We start from the raw sequence: 16,413 nt of genomic DNA on the forward strand, positions 1-16,413 counted from the left end.
AAGATTAATACAATTTCGGAGACTTCATGACTATACTTGTGACAGGTGGCGCTGGTTATATTGGTTCACATACCGTTTTACAATTAATTGAGGGCGGGTATGATGTGGTTGTGCTTGATAACCTGAGTAATTCATCCCAAGAGTCACTTCATCGCGTTGGGTCTTTGGTTTCGAAAAATATTCCATTCATTAAAGCTGATATCAACGATAAACAAAAGCTTGAAGAAGTTTTTAAAAACTACGATATTGATGCAGTGATTCATTTTGCAGGATTAAAATCTGTTGGTGAATCAGTAAAGAAACCACTGGAATATTACATTAATAATGTCAGTGGAACCCTCACTCTGCTTGAAGTTATGAAGCAAGCAAATGTTTACAAATTCATTTTTAGTTCGTCTGCGACTGTTTATGGTAATCATTCTCCAGTTCCCAACCTGGAGGAATATCCTATTGGAAATGCTTCATGCCCCTATGGAACTACTAAAGTCATGCTGGAGCAGATTTTATCAGACTATGCGAAATCTGATGATAAATTAAAAATTATTGCTCTGCGTTATTTTAATCCTACAGGTGCACATCCTAGTGGCCTTATTGGGGAAGATCCGAACGGCATTCCAAACAATCTTGTTCCTTATATTTCTCAAGTTGCTATTGGCAAATTGGAAAAACTGTCCGTTTATGGTGGCGATTATGAAACTATTGATGGAACAGGAGTACGCGACTTTATCCATGTAGTAGATCTTGCAGCAGGCCATGTTAGTGCTTTAAGGTATATCGATAAATTGCAAGGATATGACATTTTTAATCTTGGTACCGGCACTGGTGTCTCAGTTTTACAAGTAATTGATGCCTTTGAAAAAGCAAGTAACCAGAAAGTTAATTATGAAATTGTCGCCAGACGTGAGGGCGATATAGGATCTTCTTGGGCTGATGTATCTAAAGCAGAAAGGATTTTAGGCTGGAAATCCAGGTACAATATTGAAGATATGATGGTCCATACCTGGAATTGGCAAAAACAAAACCCTAATGGCTATGGAAGCTAGTACCAATCTATTTAATATTATAATGGCGTATCAATGAATTTATTTTTCATAGTCGATAAGTTGGATTGGGCATTCGGTAGAATAGCCCAAAATATAGCAACAGAATTAAGCGGTTTTAATGTAAAAATAGTTTGCACCGATGATTTTAAAACTGTGGCAGACTTTGTTATGCACCTGGATAAAAACGTAAAAGAAAAGAGTATCTTACACTTCTTTTGGCGTGATTATCTCATGGAGGTGATGAACTTCACTCAGCGGAATCCCCAATATAAAGAAATTTTGATCAGCAATATTGTTACAACGCATATTCCTGATCATCTTTTTACTTATGATGATATTGCAAACTATGAGAGAAGAATTCCTCTTATGAATTTTGTGGATGGGTATTTTGTTACATCCGGAAAATTGAAAGAGCTATATTCTGAACTGTCTGATTTCCCGCCTCCTCATAGTGTTATCTATGATAATCCAGAAATTCCAATGAGCGAGGTAAAAAGTTATGATAATCGTGACAGAAAAAAACTCGTATGGATTGGCAATAGTAAATGGGGGGAATACCTCGGTTACCAGGATTATAAAGGCCTGAATACAATAGTATTGCCGGCTCTAGATAAATTAAAAAAATCTGGATATACATTTGATTATATTGAGTTTGACAGTTCTAAGGGTAAGACCGATCGTGAGGTAATTCTTAAAACACTTTCTGATGCAGATATTCTACTGATTAGTTCGGAATGTGAAGGTACACCATTGCCACTTCTTGAAGCAATGGCAAACAGTTGTGCTGTTGTGTCGACAGATGTTGGCATAGCCAATGAAGTATTACCTGAAAAGCAGCTACAGTATATTGTGTCTCGAGATGCAGAGGCATTTTATGATTCATTGAAAGGTCTTCTTGACGATCAACGTGGTCTTGAAGAATTACAAAGAATGAATTATTTAGCATATCGCCAGCAATTTGTAGATGGTGGCCTTATAGCTGACAAATGGGCATTGTTCTTCAAAGATATGTGTTCAAAATCGCAAAATGAATTTAAGAATATATTCCTTCGCGAGCAGAAGGCTCCATCATTTAAAGAACGATTGATATCAAAAGCTATTTATAATCTAAGCAGACTAGCTCTTCGTTTGAATTTGATGAATACGCTAAAACAATACAACCTGCTACGAAAAATATATTATAAGGTTGCAGGAACAACCACAAATCAAGTTGATTATGATTTGTTGGATGAGTTTTATAGTAATGCAATAGCAGATAAAGAAGTATTAGCATTTTACTCTGCATATTGGTCTGGTGTTGCCACATCAACTGCTAGTTTCTTTAAAGATGATAGTATCCAATATCCATATTATTCATATGAGTTCCCACAGGTTTCTACTCATGTCTATCTAAACAGGTTGGCAGAAAAACTTGCTGCATCTAAAACACTAAAAAGTGTGATCATGAGCGGTGGAACACAATTACAAATGGAACTTGCCAAAAAAATTAAGGCATTAAGTCCGAAAATAAAAATATTTTTTGCATGGCATGGTTCACCTGCTCAGTGGGTTGACTCCTCGCAATATTCAACGTTTGATGGATGGTATGAACTTTACCGAGAGCGAATTGTTGATGGGGTCATCTCGTTTAAGCCTGAGCTAGATGAAACACTCAATGCTTACGGTATTCGTGCATTCTCAGTATCGAATTATGTTGTATCAGGCACTTCGTTTTCTAAAAAATTAGCTGCACCTGATTCTGCCAATTTCCGCGTAGGTTTGTTCGCTGCAATGTTCAGTTGGTATAAAAATCCATTTCCTCAGTTACTAGCAATTGGTTCATTAAAAGGATGTGAGCTAGTTACAAACCTGCATCTTGAAAATAATATGAAGTGGGTTACTTCAAATATTAAACTTACGGCCTTATCAGAGAATTTAAATAATAAGCGGTTTATCGAACTGCTATCTCGTTTACATGTTGTGTGCTATGTAACGAATACGGAATGTTCGCCAATGATAGCGTTGGAATCTGCAAGTGTCGGAACGCCATGCGTTGTGGGGCCAGCCGGAAACATATATAAAGGTTTTCCTGAGTTAGAATTGTATTTGGTTGAAAAAGAGGTTGATAATCCAACTGCAATCAGGAATCGGTTACAATTAGTTCGTGATAATTACGGGGAAATTAAAGTTTTGCTTAACGCATTTGTTTTGGAATACAACTCCCGGTTAGAATTAATTAAAGAAAAGATGTATAAAGAGCTGAAGCAATGAAAGAATCACTAACAGATATATATTCGTCAATAAAATCTTGGCATCTTTGGACTACATTAGGTTGGTTGGAATTAAGACAGAGATATAAAAGATCCATTGTTGGACCGTTTTGGATTACATTAAGTATGGCGGTCCTTATTATTGCCTTAGGGGTGATTTATGGAGAGCTTTTTAAACTAGAAGTTAAAGAATATCTCCCGATGCTAGCAGTTGGTTTGGTTTTCTGGAACTTTATTAGCGGCGTTATAAATGAAGGGTGTGTTACTTTCATATCGTCCAGCTCTTTTATAAGTCAATTACCAACTAAGAAATTCATATATATTATGCAAATGTTATGGCGAAATTTTATGATGCTTTGCCATAATATAGTAATAGTGATTGGTGTGTTGATTATATTCAACGTTTTTTCGTTAAGGAATTTTCCTCTTTTTATACTTGGTTTTATGATCGTAGTTGTTAACTTGATCTGGATTGCGACTTTGTTCGCGGTGATTTCTGTACGTTTTAGAGATTTTCCGCAAATGGTTATGAGCTTTATGCAGGTTGTCTTTTACATAACTCCGATATTATTTTCTGGAACAATGCTGGCTAAATATAGCTTACTGCTGAAGTTAAATCCATTTGCTTGGTTTATTGAGATTATTCGTTCGCCTTTAGTGGGCAAAATGCCAGAGCTATACTGCTATTATAATTCCATTATCCTTGCATGCGTAGGAACAGTTATCTCCCTAATTACATTTGCAAAATGTAGAAACCGCATTGCATATTGGGTGTAAATTATTATGTCTCATTTGATTGACTTGAAAGATGTGGGTGTTGAATTTCCCATTTACGACGCTAAAAGTAGATCGTTTAAATCGCAGGTGGCAAATTTAACCCGTGGTGTAATTTCTTCAAAAAAAGAAAGCAGCACAGTTACGGTTAAATCATTGGACGGTTTGACGTTTAGTCTGAAAGAAGGTGATAAACTCGGACTTATTGGAAACAATGGTGCGGGAAAATCTACGCTACTGAAACTCTTGGCTGGTATTTATGAACCAACATCCGGCACAATTAAACGAAAGGGTAAGATAGTTCCTCTGTTGGACATCGCTCTAGGGATGGATGATGATTCCACAGGATACCAAAATATAAAGCTACGTGGTTTATTACTAGGTATGACGAATGCAGAAATCGAATCCAAAATAGAAGAGATCGCTTGTTTCACTGAACTAGGTGATTATCTAAATCTACCAATTCGTGTCTACTCTACCGGCATGCGCGTGAGATTAGCATTTGCAGTATCAACTTCAGTTGATCCAGATGTACTTCTACTCGACGAAATTATTGGTACTGGCGATGCTTCCTTCTTAAATAAAGCAAAGAAAAGATTCGAGGAATTACAGGAGAGGGCAAAGGTAGTTGTGTTGTCTTCGCATGACAATAATGTCATTCTGAAAACTTGTAATAAAGTCCTGTGGCTAGAGGGCGGTAAACCAAAGATGATTGGAGATCCGGAAGAAGTACTAAATAAATATATGGATAGTGTGATTTAAAAAAACAGGTGGTATGAGTGAAAATTGATTATGTCATTACAGGCATGAATGTCGGAGGCGCGGAAATGCAGGTAGTTGAACTGCTTCTCGAGCTTAAAAGGTGTGGGCATTCTGTTCGGTTAATTTCGCTTACACCACCAGTTGATTTGATCGATAGGCTAATTAGAAATAACATCCCAGTTGTTTCATTGGGGATGAAGTCCAAATTAGCTTTACCATTTGCAGCATTTAAATTAGCCAGGTTGATGAGACAGAATTCTCCAGATATTGTGCATTCGCATATGTTTCATGCCAATATCCTGGTACGTCTTGTGAGAGTATTTTTGGCGGATAGTACATCTATTATTTGTACTGCGCACAGCGTTCGTGAAGGTGGCAGTACCAGAGACTGGCTTTATCGTTTAACTAATAAATTCAGTGACTTGAATACAGTCGTAAGCGATGCGGCACGGCAGCGGTTTATTAACGACAAAGTATTTCCATCAGAGAAAACACTTACTGTTTATAATTGTATCAATATTGATCATTTTCGTATCATTGATAGACAGAGCAGGAAACGATTTCGCTGGATAACCGTTGGGCGGCTTGTAAAAGTAAAAAATCAACTGCTGATTTTGCAAGCGATGATGAAGTTGCCACATAGTGAACTCATCATAATTGGAGAAGGCGAGGAACGACTCTCATTACAAACATTTATCGATCACAATTCTCTAAGCGAACGAGTTACTCTCTTGGGGAAAAAAGATAATGTTGTTGATTATTATCATGATTCCGATGCTTTTGTGCTGGCCTCAGACTATGAAGGATTTGCACTCGTCGTTGCCGAATCTATGGCATGCGGATTGCCAGTTGTCGCAACAAACTGTGGTGGGCCGGCAGAAATTATTGGAAATGGACAGGATTTTGGCATAACAATTTCGGTTAATGATGTACATCACTTAACCGCTGCGATGCAACAAATTGAATCATTAGATGTTGAACAGCGTAGAGGAAGTGGCTATCGTGCTCGGGAAAGAGTCATTGAGAAATTTTCTGCTAAAAAAATCGTATCTCAATGGGAAGATATCTACCTGCGCATACAGAAAAACAGAATCTAGAACTCACCTATGAAAATAGCATTAATCGGTACTACAGCAGAAAGTCTAATCCAATTCAGAAAAGAACTGATTAATTTATTACATAAAAATGGCCATGTTGTGTATGCGTTTGCAATTGACTATGATGATGTAACAAAAGAAAAAGTTAAATCATTTGGTGCTATACCAGTACATTACCGTTTCAGTCGAACAGGGCTAAATCCATTTTCTGATATTATCAATACCTATAAATTATATAAGATTCTAAAATCACTTAAGTTGGACCTGGCATTTTCATATTTTTCAAAGCCAGCCATTTTTGGTACTTTAGCAGCAAAATTTGCAAGAATACAAAAGCGTTATGCAATGCTTGAAGGGCTTGGTTTTTTCTTTACCAATTCTGGAGGGCAGGTTTCATTACGGACTAAATTACTGAAAAAAATATTAGTATCGCTTTACAAATTAAGCTTCAGACATATTGAAAGTCTCATCTTGCTTAATGCGGATGATAAGCGAGACCTTTTAGTTAATGAAAAAATTCAAGTCAAAAAGGTTCATATATTAGGGGGTATTGGATTAAATATGTCTGATTATCCCTACTGCCCACCGCCTGTTGATCCAGTGTCTTTCATTTTTGTCGCTAGATTTTTACAAGAAAAGGGAGTTTATGAATTTATTGAGGCTGCAAAAGTAGTCAAAAAGAAATTTCCTGAAACTCATTTTTGCATGCTGGGTCATCTGGATCTCCATAATCCGGGGAGCTTAACTATAGAGCGGCTTAATGATTTGAAGTGTAATAACATCATTGAGTTACCTGGCCACGTAGATAACGTGCAGGACTGGCTTGCTAAAGCGAGTGTATTTGTATTGCCTTCCTGGCGTGAAGGGTTTCCGAGGAGTACACAGGAGGCGATGGCAATGGGACGCGCCGTCATAACCAGCGATGTGCCAGGCTGCCGAGATACGGTGGTTGATGGTGTTAATGGGTTTTTGATTAAGCCTAAATCTTCAGAAGAACTCGCCGATAAAATGATTTATTTTTTGAATAATCCTGATGAAATAAAAAAAATGGGTGAAGCAAGTTATAATATTGCAAAAATGAATTTTGACTCATCAATTGTAAATATAAATCTATTATCTATTTTAAACATCCCCATTAACGCTATCACAAAAATCTAAATACATGAAACAACAAGCCTTACAGCAAACTAGACAGGATATTTTATGGAACGCTTAGATCTCGATATGAAGCCTGCGCACCCATTAGAAGAGGCTGCGATTCACCTTGCCAGATATGCAAATATACTTAATCATATTAAAGATAAAACTGTGTTGGATCTCGCATGTGGTGAGGGATATGGTTCCGCACTTCTCATGCAATATGGTGCTAAAAAGGTTGTCGGCGTGGATATTTCTGTCGAGACTATTGAAAAAGCAAAACAATTGTTTGGCTCAACTGGGGCGGAATATATAGCGGGTGATGCGCAAACGGTAGCACAGTTGCTTGGTGAAAGTGTATTTGATGTTGTTGTTTCAATAGAAACAATCGAGCATGTTCAAGACCCTGAAGCTTTATTGAAAACAATGAAAAAAGTAGCTAAAGAAGATGCTATTTTTTACATTACATGTCCTAATGATTATTGGTATTTTCCTACTGAAAATGAGTCGAATCCTTTTCACATTCGTAAATACACGTTTGAAGATTTTTCAAAATTGACTCAATCAGTATTAGGCAATGCTGTTTCTTGGGGGCTTGGGAGTACTGTATGGGGGTTCGGAACAGCCCCATTATATAGTAATGAATACCAGCCGCTTGGGACATCATGGATGAGACAATATCGTTCTGAAGGTGGTTTGATAATTGAGAATGATTCAACCTTACCACTAGATACATCTAACTGTAGCTTTTACTGCGGTATATGGAACGCTTCCAATATTTCATTCTCATCCGGAATATTTCCGTTCGGAATGGATGCTTATAAAAAGATATTTGAGGCTATCGAATATGACATCATATCTCAGCTTAGAGATGATAATGATGCGTTAAGAAATAGAGTACAAGAATTAGAAGTTGAATTCAGAAGAAAAACACTTTTTTTGATGGCTGCTGATTCGGAGAATAAGATCTTAAAAGAGAGTGTTTCAAAACTTGTTCTGCAAAAAGATATTTTACAACAACAAATTCATAAGAATGCACGACAGGCAGAAGAAGAAACTTTTAACTTGAATAATCAGATAATTGACTTGAATAAGCAGATAATTGAGTTGAAGAATAAAGTTAATGATTTAAGTTATAATGTTGACGTGATGAAAATTGGTTATTATCGTTATCTGAGAATGTCAAAATATGTTCCAGTATTTGCAAAAAAATTAGTTCTGAAAATGTATCGTAAATTTCATGGATGAATAATAATGACAAGAAATCATATTCCCTCAATTAAATCTGTATTTCTTTATGAAGACGATATTGGTATTTTGACTCAAGAAGAAAAAGCACTAGGGAAGAACTTTAAAAATTTATCTATTATAATTATAACTGAAGAAAATGCTAAGAATGCTGTGGGAGAAATAAAACGCAATGGGTATGTTAGCGAGGATTTTTTAGGGAAAGTATATTTAGCAGTAAAATATAGTAAAAACAATGCCCATGAGATACTGGCTGCACAATCAACTGAAAGCGAAAAAAATATCCATATTCGTTATTTTGAAGACTCGACAACTGATTCAAAAATCAAGAATATTTTACTAAAAGAGATAAATACTCAGTGGGTGTTATTTGTCGCTTTAAATTTCTTATTCTCCAAGGAAGAGTTATTATTAGTTAATGATGATATAAAACATCAACCTTGTGTTAGTTACAATTTTCCTGTTTTGATTAGTAAAGATTCAAACCGAATATCAATGAATGGTAGTTTGACACTGGAATATAGTGACTATCAAATTAGGCTTGATAAAAAGGTAACAGAGATTATCTTTGAAAGTTCAATAGAACAACAATCTTTTTATTTTTCTGGATTTCTTGAGAACAAGGCCCATTTAATTAACCATCTTATTTTTTCAAATATTGGTTATTTCGATGAGAATCTTAGCTTTGGTATTGAACTGATTGATTTTTCGATTAGGTTACGAAATAGTGGGTTGTTCATTGGAAATAGTAAAAACAGTATAATTGAGAAGCATAAGATAGCACAACATGACTTTAAAAAAGCAGAGACGTCCTTTGATACTAAATTGTTAACGCATTCTTTAAACTCTTTTCAAAATAAACATAACGTATTGCTTAGTGATAATATAATTAGTTCGATTTGTGGTAAAAGGAACGAAAAGTTATCAGAATCAGATACAATAATTGAAAAATTAGATTTTCCGATCAAGAAACCTAAAATTGCATTGATCATTGATGCTGAAAACTGGGCTTTTGCGAATATAGCAAATCAACTAAAGAAAAATTTGAGTAGTTATTATGACTTTATGATCATACCTACTCAATTGATTTCAAATTTACATCACGTTTTAATGATGACAAAGGATTGTGATCTTGTTCATTTTTTTTGGCGTGAATTTATTAGAGCGCAGAATAATTCTTATTATACCCTTTACAACAAAGAGATTGGGATTAGTGATATAGAATTTGATGAACGGTTTATTAAAGGACGGAAGTTTACAACAACAATCTATGATCATCTTTTTTTATCACATGATGAAATTCTGGAGAGGCAATCATTCTATAACGAAAAAATAGTTGCTTATAGTGTTTGCTCATCTAAACTTTTTAAGATATATAATGATATATCTTGCTACCCTAGCCCTAAAATAGTTACAGAAGATGGGGTGGATCTTACTTTATTTAAGCCGGTTAATTTAACTCGTTTCAATAATATACAAGATCGCGAACTTGTTGTCGGCTGGGCTGGTAACTCGAAATGGGCTGGTGATATTGAGGATTTTAAAGGTTTTCATTCAATATTAAAGCCAGCGGTTGAGGAACTCCAAATGGAAGGTCTAAGTATCAGACTAGAACTAGCCGATCGGCAGAATGGTTTTATTCCTCATACTGAAATGGTCAATTATTATGCAAAAATTGATCTTTATGTATGCCCTTCAAAAATTGAAGGGACACCTAACCCTGTTCTAGAATCAATGGCGTGCGGGGTACCAGTAATATCTACAGATGTTGGTGTCGTTCGTGATGCTTTTGGCCCCCTTCAAAAGGAATGGCTACTCGCTGAGCGTTCACAGAAAGCATTAAAAGAAAAATTAAGAAAGTTCTATTTTGAAAGAGAGTCATTGATCAGTAACTTGTCAAACGAAAATATTGAGACGATTAAAAAGTGGGACTGGAGTATTAAGTCTCAAAATTTTAAATCTTTTTTTGATTCAGTACTTTAAACCGCCAGTTTTGACACGAATTTTAATATCAAAGTTGGTAACGTGGTAAACTTAAATTGGTGTATTGTGTTGCCACCAGTAAAAGTGCATTACACCTATACACAATAAAAACCTGACAGGAGTATATAATGTCTAAGCAGCAGATCGGCGTCGTCGGTATGGCAGTAATGGGGCGCAACCTGGCGCTCAACATTGAAAGCCGCGGTTATACCGTTTCCGTATTCAACCGCTCCCGTGAAAAGACCGAAGAAGTCATTGCTGAGAATCCGGATAAGAAACTGGTTCCTTACTACACGGTAAAAGAGTTTGTTGAATCACTTGAAACTCCTCGTCGTATCCTGTTAATGGTGAAGGCGGGGGCGGGTACAGATGCTGCCATTGATTCACTTAAGCCGTATCTGGAAAAAGGTGACATCATCATTGATGGCGGTAATACTTTCTTCCAGGATACTATTCGCCGTAACCGGGAACTGTCCGCCGAAGGTTTCAATTTCATCGGCACCGGTGTATCCGGTGGTGAAGAAGGGGCGTTGAAAGGTCCATCTATTATGCCTGGTGGTCAGAAAGAAGCGTACGAGTTAGTTGCTCCAATATTGACTAAAATCGCGGCTGTTGCTGAAGATGGCGAACCGTGTGTAACTTATATCGGCGCTGATGGTGCAGGCCATTACGTGAAAATGGTCCACAATGGTATTGAGTACGGCGATATGCAACTGATTGCTGAAGCCTATTCTTTGCTAAAAGGTGGGCTTAACCTGTCAAACGAAGAGCTGGCAGACACTTTTACCAAGTGGAATGAAGGTGAGCTGAGCAGTTACCTGATCGACATTACCAAAGACATTTTCACCAAAAAAGATGAAGAGGGTAAATTCCTGGTTGATGTGATCCTGGATGAAGCGGCTAACAAAGGCACTGGTAAATGGACCAGTCAGAGTTCTCTGGACTTGGGCGAACCGCTATCTCTAATTACCGAATCTGTATTCGCTCGGTATATCTCCTCCCTGAAAGACCAACGCGTAGCAGCTTCTAAGGTCTTGACCGGACCTAAAGCTCAGCTTGCAGGTGACAAAGTAGAGTTTATTGAGAAAGTTCGTCGTGCATTATATCTGGGGAAAATTGTGTCTTATGCACAAGGATTCTCGCAATTGCGTGCTGCATCTGATGAATATAAGTGGGATCTGCAATACGGTGAGATCGCGAAGATTTTCCGTGCTGGCTGCATCATTCGTGCACAGTTCTTGCAGAAAATCACTGATGCTTATGCTAACAATGATAAAATCGCGAACCTGCTGCTGGATCCCTACTTCAAGAATATTGCTGATGAATACCAGCAAGCTCTGCGTGATGTGGTAGCCTATGCGGTACAAAATGGTATCCCTGCACCAACATTCTCAGCTGCAATCGCGTATTATGATAGCTATAGAGCAGAAGTTCTCCCTGCAAATTTGATCCAGGCACAACGTGATTATTTTGGTGCACATACTTATAAACGTATAGATAAAGATGGTGTATATCATACTGAATGGATTAATTAATCTCTTTTTTTAGAAGTGATAATGTGCATTAAATCAAATGCTTGCTGTCTTTTTGAAGTAAGCATTTATAATAATTTATATATATAAATTTCATCGCTGTTTTATTTAAATATGGTTGAACTAAAACAACTTTATTTAATATTCACATACACTGTTATCTGGTGTATCTTCGGACAAAACTTGAATTATAGTTAACATTACCTATCCTATTGGTTTTGGGTAATAGTTTGTATACTTGTGATAATTATAAATTCTGATATTATTAGGGCAAATCAATGCAAGATAAAATTCTTTTGTTTATTCCTGCTTATAATTGTGAAAAACAAATTCCTCGTGTGCTTAATCAATGCCTAAATATAAATGAAATCATAAATGAAGTTATTGTTGTTGATAACCAAAGCACCGATAATACGTTAATTGCGGCATCTGAAGCAGCGAAAAATATTGAAACGCCAGTGACAATTGTACGTAACAATGATAATTATGGATTAGGTGGTTCTCATAAAGCTGCATTTCAATATGCTCTTGACAATAAGTTTGATTACATTATTGTCTTGCATGGTGATGATCAAGGAACGCTTTCTGATCTTCTACCACTAATTATCGAAGGTAAGCACAGAGACAAAGATTGCCTTCTAGGGGCAAGATTCATGCCGAAATCAAAATTAGAAGGATATTCTTTGTTTCGGACTTTTGGTAATTATGTTTTTAATAATTTATTTTCAATGGCATGTGGGAAAAAGCTCTTTGATTTGGGTTCCGGTTTAAACATGTACAGTGTTAAAGCCTTAGCTTCAGTAAATTATCAAGGTTTTGCTAATAATTTGACATTTAATTACTTCATGATTTTAGCAACAGTAAATTGGAAATGGGATATGGAATTCTTTCCCATTACATGGCGTGAAGACGATCAGATATCTAATGTCAAATTATTTAAACAGTCTCGTGAAGTATTGAAAATATTACTCCGATATGTATTTATGCGTAATAAATTCCTGACCAATAATTATTCTGGTCGCGAATTTAATAGTTATAAATTTACAATTATGGAACAGCATCATCGCAGGGATTTTTAAAATGACTTTCTCTCGAAGAACACAATTAAAGCTATGCCCTACAATAGTTGGTAGTTTGGCATTTGTGTATTTTTCAGTCAGCTCTTTAACAAAATATGACTTCAGCAGTTTCGCTACGGCTCTTATTGTACCCACTGTTGCATATATCCTCGCTCATTTTCTCCGTGCAATACGTTTAGGTGTATTATTGAAGGCACAAAAAATACGGAAATTGCTCTCTTTGCATTTCTATACAGCAGCATGTTCGGCTGTAATACCATTCAAACTCGGAGAGTTAATAAGAATAAATGAAGTGTCTCGATGGGAAAACAATTACTGCAAAGGCATTTTAATTGTATGGATTGAAAGAATATTTGATGTTGTTGCTCTAAGTATTTTAGCTCTATTAATCTATCTTTCGGGCGGTGCACAGGTTTTAGCAGGGATGTGGGGATTATTGTGGATAATGCTTGCATTTGTTTTTTTTAGCATTGTTATGTTTTTTGTTCTCCCAGAGCAGTTAAGTGCGTTAAATCTACATGTGATAAGATCTTACAGGGGCCGTAAGGCTATAAAAATACTGCATTTACTAGATATTATCTCCAGTATTTTAGAAAAAGTAAGGCCAATTGTTTCTGAAAAAATTTTGACTCTATCAATATTAACAATTTTTATCTGGATTTTTGAACTAGTATCATTAATGCTTTTCTTAGACCACACACAAATTATCCCAATTGTTAAGGACTTATTAGCTCAATTTTCGTTTGTTCTCACTGACTCCCCAAAATCGTTAGTGCAGCTAATAACTGTTGATGCAGTGAAAAATACTCTATTAATTATTTTTGGTTACGTCTCACTATTTTTCTACATGCAGATGAATTTAAAAAAATAAAAGGAATAAAAATGACGGTTGTAATGGTATATGATAATTCGATACCTGTTCCCCAGGACATATCAAATCTTTTAGGTGTCAGCAAATTTTCTGATATTTATTATCGCAAACGTTCACTGGATAAATGGGTTAGCGATATTTGCGCGGAAGCTAATATCAAATTTGTGGAAATATCAGGTGATGTTCAAAGCGATGTCGAAAAAATAAGACAACTCGGTTATTTGAATACACAAAATTTAGTTGTTATGTATATGCCATCTTATGTTGCATTTGGATGTGATGAGATAGATGCTTCCCTTTTTCTTAAAAAAATAAGTTATACAAGGTCTTCAGTTGCCATCGTTGGAAATGAAACTTTAACTGGTGTAAAAGATATTTATCTTAGTGCGGTTGTTGGTCAAACAGCACGAGAACTTTTAAATGCTCTTGAACATAACTCTAAACCTAGAGACTTTATATTTAACTTTATCGATAATCTCAAGTTACTAAAAAGTGATGTTGAACTTATCGATATGTGTGATCCCTTGCGATTTACAGATTATCTTACCAGTAATTTCGATGTTCGCTTTTTTAATTCAGTTCAACCAATTGATAATTTCACTTTAATCAAATATTCAACTGATTATAAAAAACTTGAGCGAGAATGTAAGTATTACGATCTGTTACCTCCAGAGTTGAAGATGTTCTTTATACAGACATATGATTTCAGGTTGGAATCAACTGGAGCGAGCTATAAAATGGAACGCCTTTTTGTGCCTGATATGGCACTTCAATGGATCCATGGGTCGATGAATGAACTAAATTTTGAACGTTTTATTGATAAAGTATTCCACTTTATAAAACTTCGGCCAGTGAAAAAGGTAGATAGTGTAACAGCACAAGAAATCCATAATGACGCATTTTTCGGTAAGGTAAAAGAACGTCTTTTACAATTGAAGTCTTTACCTGAATATCTATCGTTGGAGCCTTATATCAATTCTCGCTTTGGTGATATTGACTCACTATTCCAACGCTATTACTCCCTATTTGATAAATATGGTCGTTCGCAATCTTCAAACGAGTTAAGAATCGGTCATGGCGATTTGTGTTTTTCTAACATCTTGTACAGTAAAACAACAGGGTTGATGCGATTCATTGACCCGCGTGGGGCCAATACTGAAGATGAGCTTTATGTCAGCCCTTACTATGATCTTGCTAAACTATCACACTCAGTATGCGGAAATTATGATTTTATAAATTATGGACTCTGCTCGCTAGATCTAGAAAAAAATCTCAGTGTAAGACTTACGTTGGATAATAGTAGTCCATTATGGGCGAAAAATATATTCCAGAACAAATTAAAAGAAATAGGTTATAACCCTGTGCTCATTCGTTTATTTGAGGCTTCACTATTTCTAAGTATGGTGCCTCTGCACATTGATTCACCTAAAAAAGTTATCGCTTTTTTAATTAATGCCGAAATAATCCTGGATGAAATTGAAACACAGCTTTAAGGAATTATAATGATTAATAAAACAAGAAGTATTGTATTTGATGTTGATGGTACATTATGTCCAATTCGCAAGCCCGATGAGGATTATTCAGAGCTTGAACCATTTGAGGATATGATTAGTTTACTTCGCGAGTATAAAGCAAAAGGTTTTTATATCATATTATATTCTGCAAGAAACATGAATACATTCCAGGGAAATATTGGACGTATTGCAGCAGTAACGGGTAAGCAACTTATGGAATGGCTGGAACGCCATAATATTCCATATGATGAAATGCACCTGGGAAAACCCTGGCCCGGTCGTGGTGGATTCTATGTAGATGATAAAAGTATACGCCCTGATGAATTTTTAAAATTATCTTATGAAGAAATTCTGGCATTAATTGGTGATGAGCCAGGAGGTCAATAATATGAATATTGTAATTACAATGGCTGGGTTGGGTAAGCGCTTTAGGGATGCTGGGTATACATGTCCTAAGTATGAGATCGTTGTTCATGGACATACGTTATTTTATTGGTCAATGTCCAGTTTGAAAACGTTTATTGATGCAGGTGCCAATTTTATTTTTGTTGTTAGAAAAGAGGATAACGCAAAGAGCTTTATTGAGGAGCAATCCTGTAAAGCTAATATTAAGTCATGCAAAATACTTGAAATTGATGAACTTACAGATGGGCAAGCCACCTCAGCATTGCTTGGTGGTGATTTGATTACTGAGCCAGAACTTCCTTTTATTGTATACAATATAGATACCTTTGTTCACCCTGACTCGCTACCTGTGAGTGCTGTACAGGGGGATGGCTGGATTCCATGTTTTCCCGGTAAAGGTGAGGGGTGGAGTTTTGCGCAAGTTGATGTTGATAATCGTGTTATCGATTTACGAGAGAAAGTTCGCATTTCTGAACATGCGACTATTGGTCTCTATTGGTTCTCTTCCTTTAATCTTTATCGTGATATTTATTCTGAATACTATAAAGATTCCTCAAATATGGAAAAAGGTGAGAAATATATTGCACCAATGTACCGTGAGATGATTCAAAAAGGTCTTGATGTTTATATTCATCAGGTACCTTTTGATGCCGTTTCTCCGCTTGGAACACCAACAGAAGTCCAATGTTTCATGTCTGCTAAAAAACCTCAGGTTTAAC

14 protein-coding genes are annotated in these 16,413 nt (G+C 36.1%); all 14 read left to right on the forward strand.

Features of this window, described 5'->3' with window-relative positions; genetic code table 11:
• The first annotated feature begins 26 nt into the window (after positions 1 to 26).
• The 14 genes from galE (at position 27) to OGV80_RS22990 (ending at position 16,412) form a co-directional block, all read left to right on the forward strand.
• Entirely contained in the window at positions 27 to 1,043 is a 1,017-nt protein-coding gene (gene galE / locus OGV80_RS22925) for a UDP-glucose 4-epimerase GalE (RefSeq protein ID WP_043016865.1), read from the forward strand.
• Positions 1,044 to 1,076: 33 nt separating this feature from the next.
• Positions 1,077 to 3,293, forward strand: a complete 2,217-nt coding sequence (locus OGV80_RS22930; RefSeq protein WP_286515796.1) for a glycosyltransferase — start codon at positions 1,077 to 1,079, stop codon at positions 3,291 to 3,293.
• A complete protein-coding gene (gene wzm / locus OGV80_RS22935) occupies positions 3,290 to 4,069 on the forward strand; it encodes an O89/O101/O162 family O-antigen export ABC transporter permease subunit (RefSeq protein WP_043016863.1) in 780 nt (259 codons plus the stop codon). The genes OGV80_RS22930 and wzm overlap by 4 nt, the downstream gene beginning before the upstream one ends.
• Positions 4,070 to 4,075: 6 nt before the next feature.
• Positions 4,076 to 4,828, forward strand: a complete 753-nt coding sequence (gene wzt, locus OGV80_RS22940; protein ID WP_000018741.1) for an O89/O101/O162 family O-antigen export ABC transporter ATP-binding subunit — start codon at positions 4,076 to 4,078, stop codon at positions 4,826 to 4,828.
• Between the two features lie 17 nt (positions 4,829 to 4,845).
• On the forward strand, positions 4,846 to 5,925 hold the full coding sequence (locus OGV80_RS22945) for a glycosyltransferase (RefSeq protein WP_231130625.1): 1,080 nt from the start codon (positions 4,846 to 4,848) through the stop codon (positions 5,923 to 5,925).
• A gap of 9 nt (positions 5,926 to 5,934) precedes the next feature.
• Positions 5,935 to 7,083, forward strand: a complete 1,149-nt coding sequence (locus OGV80_RS22950) for a glycosyltransferase family 4 protein (protein ID WP_087051356.1) — start codon at positions 5,935 to 5,937, stop codon at positions 7,081 to 7,083.
• 45 nt (positions 7,084 to 7,128) lie between these two features.
• Positions 7,129 to 8,310 carry a class I SAM-dependent methyltransferase gene (locus OGV80_RS22955; RefSeq protein WP_286515798.1) on the forward strand — a complete coding sequence of 394 codons (1,182 nt, stop codon included), beginning with the start codon at positions 7,129 to 7,131 and terminating at the stop codon, positions 8,308 to 8,310.
• 6 nt (positions 8,311 to 8,316) lie between these two features.
• Positions 8,317 to 10,293 carry a glycosyltransferase gene (locus OGV80_RS22960; protein WP_087051358.1) on the forward strand — a complete coding sequence of 659 codons (1,977 nt, stop codon included), beginning with the start codon at positions 8,317 to 8,319 and terminating at the stop codon, positions 10,291 to 10,293.
• A gap of 128 nt (positions 10,294 to 10,421) precedes the next feature.
• Positions 10,422 to 11,828 carry an NADP-dependent phosphogluconate dehydrogenase gene (gnd, locus tag OGV80_RS22965; protein ID WP_087051359.1) on the forward strand — a complete coding sequence of 469 codons (1,407 nt, stop codon included), beginning with the start codon at positions 10,422 to 10,424 and terminating at the stop codon, positions 11,826 to 11,828.
• A 275-nt stretch (positions 11,829 to 12,103) separates the two neighbouring features.
• The gene (locus OGV80_RS22970) at positions 12,104 to 12,904 is read left to right on the forward strand and encodes a glycosyltransferase family 2 protein (protein WP_087051360.1); all 801 of its coding nucleotides are present in this window, start codon (positions 12,104 to 12,106) and stop codon (positions 12,902 to 12,904) included.
• Between the two features lies 1 nt (position 12,905).
• Positions 12,906 to 13,775: a lysylphosphatidylglycerol synthase domain-containing protein gene (locus OGV80_RS22975; RefSeq protein ID WP_087051361.1), complete on the forward strand. Its 870-nt coding sequence runs from the start codon at positions 12,906 to 12,908 to the stop codon at positions 13,773 to 13,775.
• An 11-nt stretch (positions 13,776 to 13,786) separates the two neighbouring features.
• Positions 13,787 to 15,268 carry a hypothetical protein gene (locus OGV80_RS22980; RefSeq protein ID WP_286515799.1) on the forward strand — a complete coding sequence of 494 codons (1,482 nt, stop codon included), beginning with the start codon at positions 13,787 to 13,789 and terminating at the stop codon, positions 15,266 to 15,268.
• Between the two features lie 9 nt (positions 15,269 to 15,277).
• Complete coding sequence (locus OGV80_RS22985; RefSeq protein WP_085452483.1) at positions 15,278 to 15,676, forward strand: HAD family hydrolase; 399 nt, start codon at positions 15,278 to 15,280, stop codon at positions 15,674 to 15,676.
• A 1-nt stretch (position 15,677) separates the two neighbouring features.
• Positions 15,678 to 16,412: a glycosyltransferase family 2 protein gene (locus tag OGV80_RS22990; RefSeq protein WP_170928030.1), complete on the forward strand. Its 735-nt coding sequence runs from the start codon at positions 15,678 to 15,680 to the stop codon at positions 16,410 to 16,412.
• Position 16,413: the final 1 nt, after the last annotated feature.

Origin of the sequence: Citrobacter sp. Ce119 (assembly GCF_030334525.1) — a bacterium.
Classification (GTDB): Bacteria; Pseudomonadota; Gammaproteobacteria; order Enterobacterales; family Enterobacteriaceae; genus Citrobacter; species Citrobacter europaeus.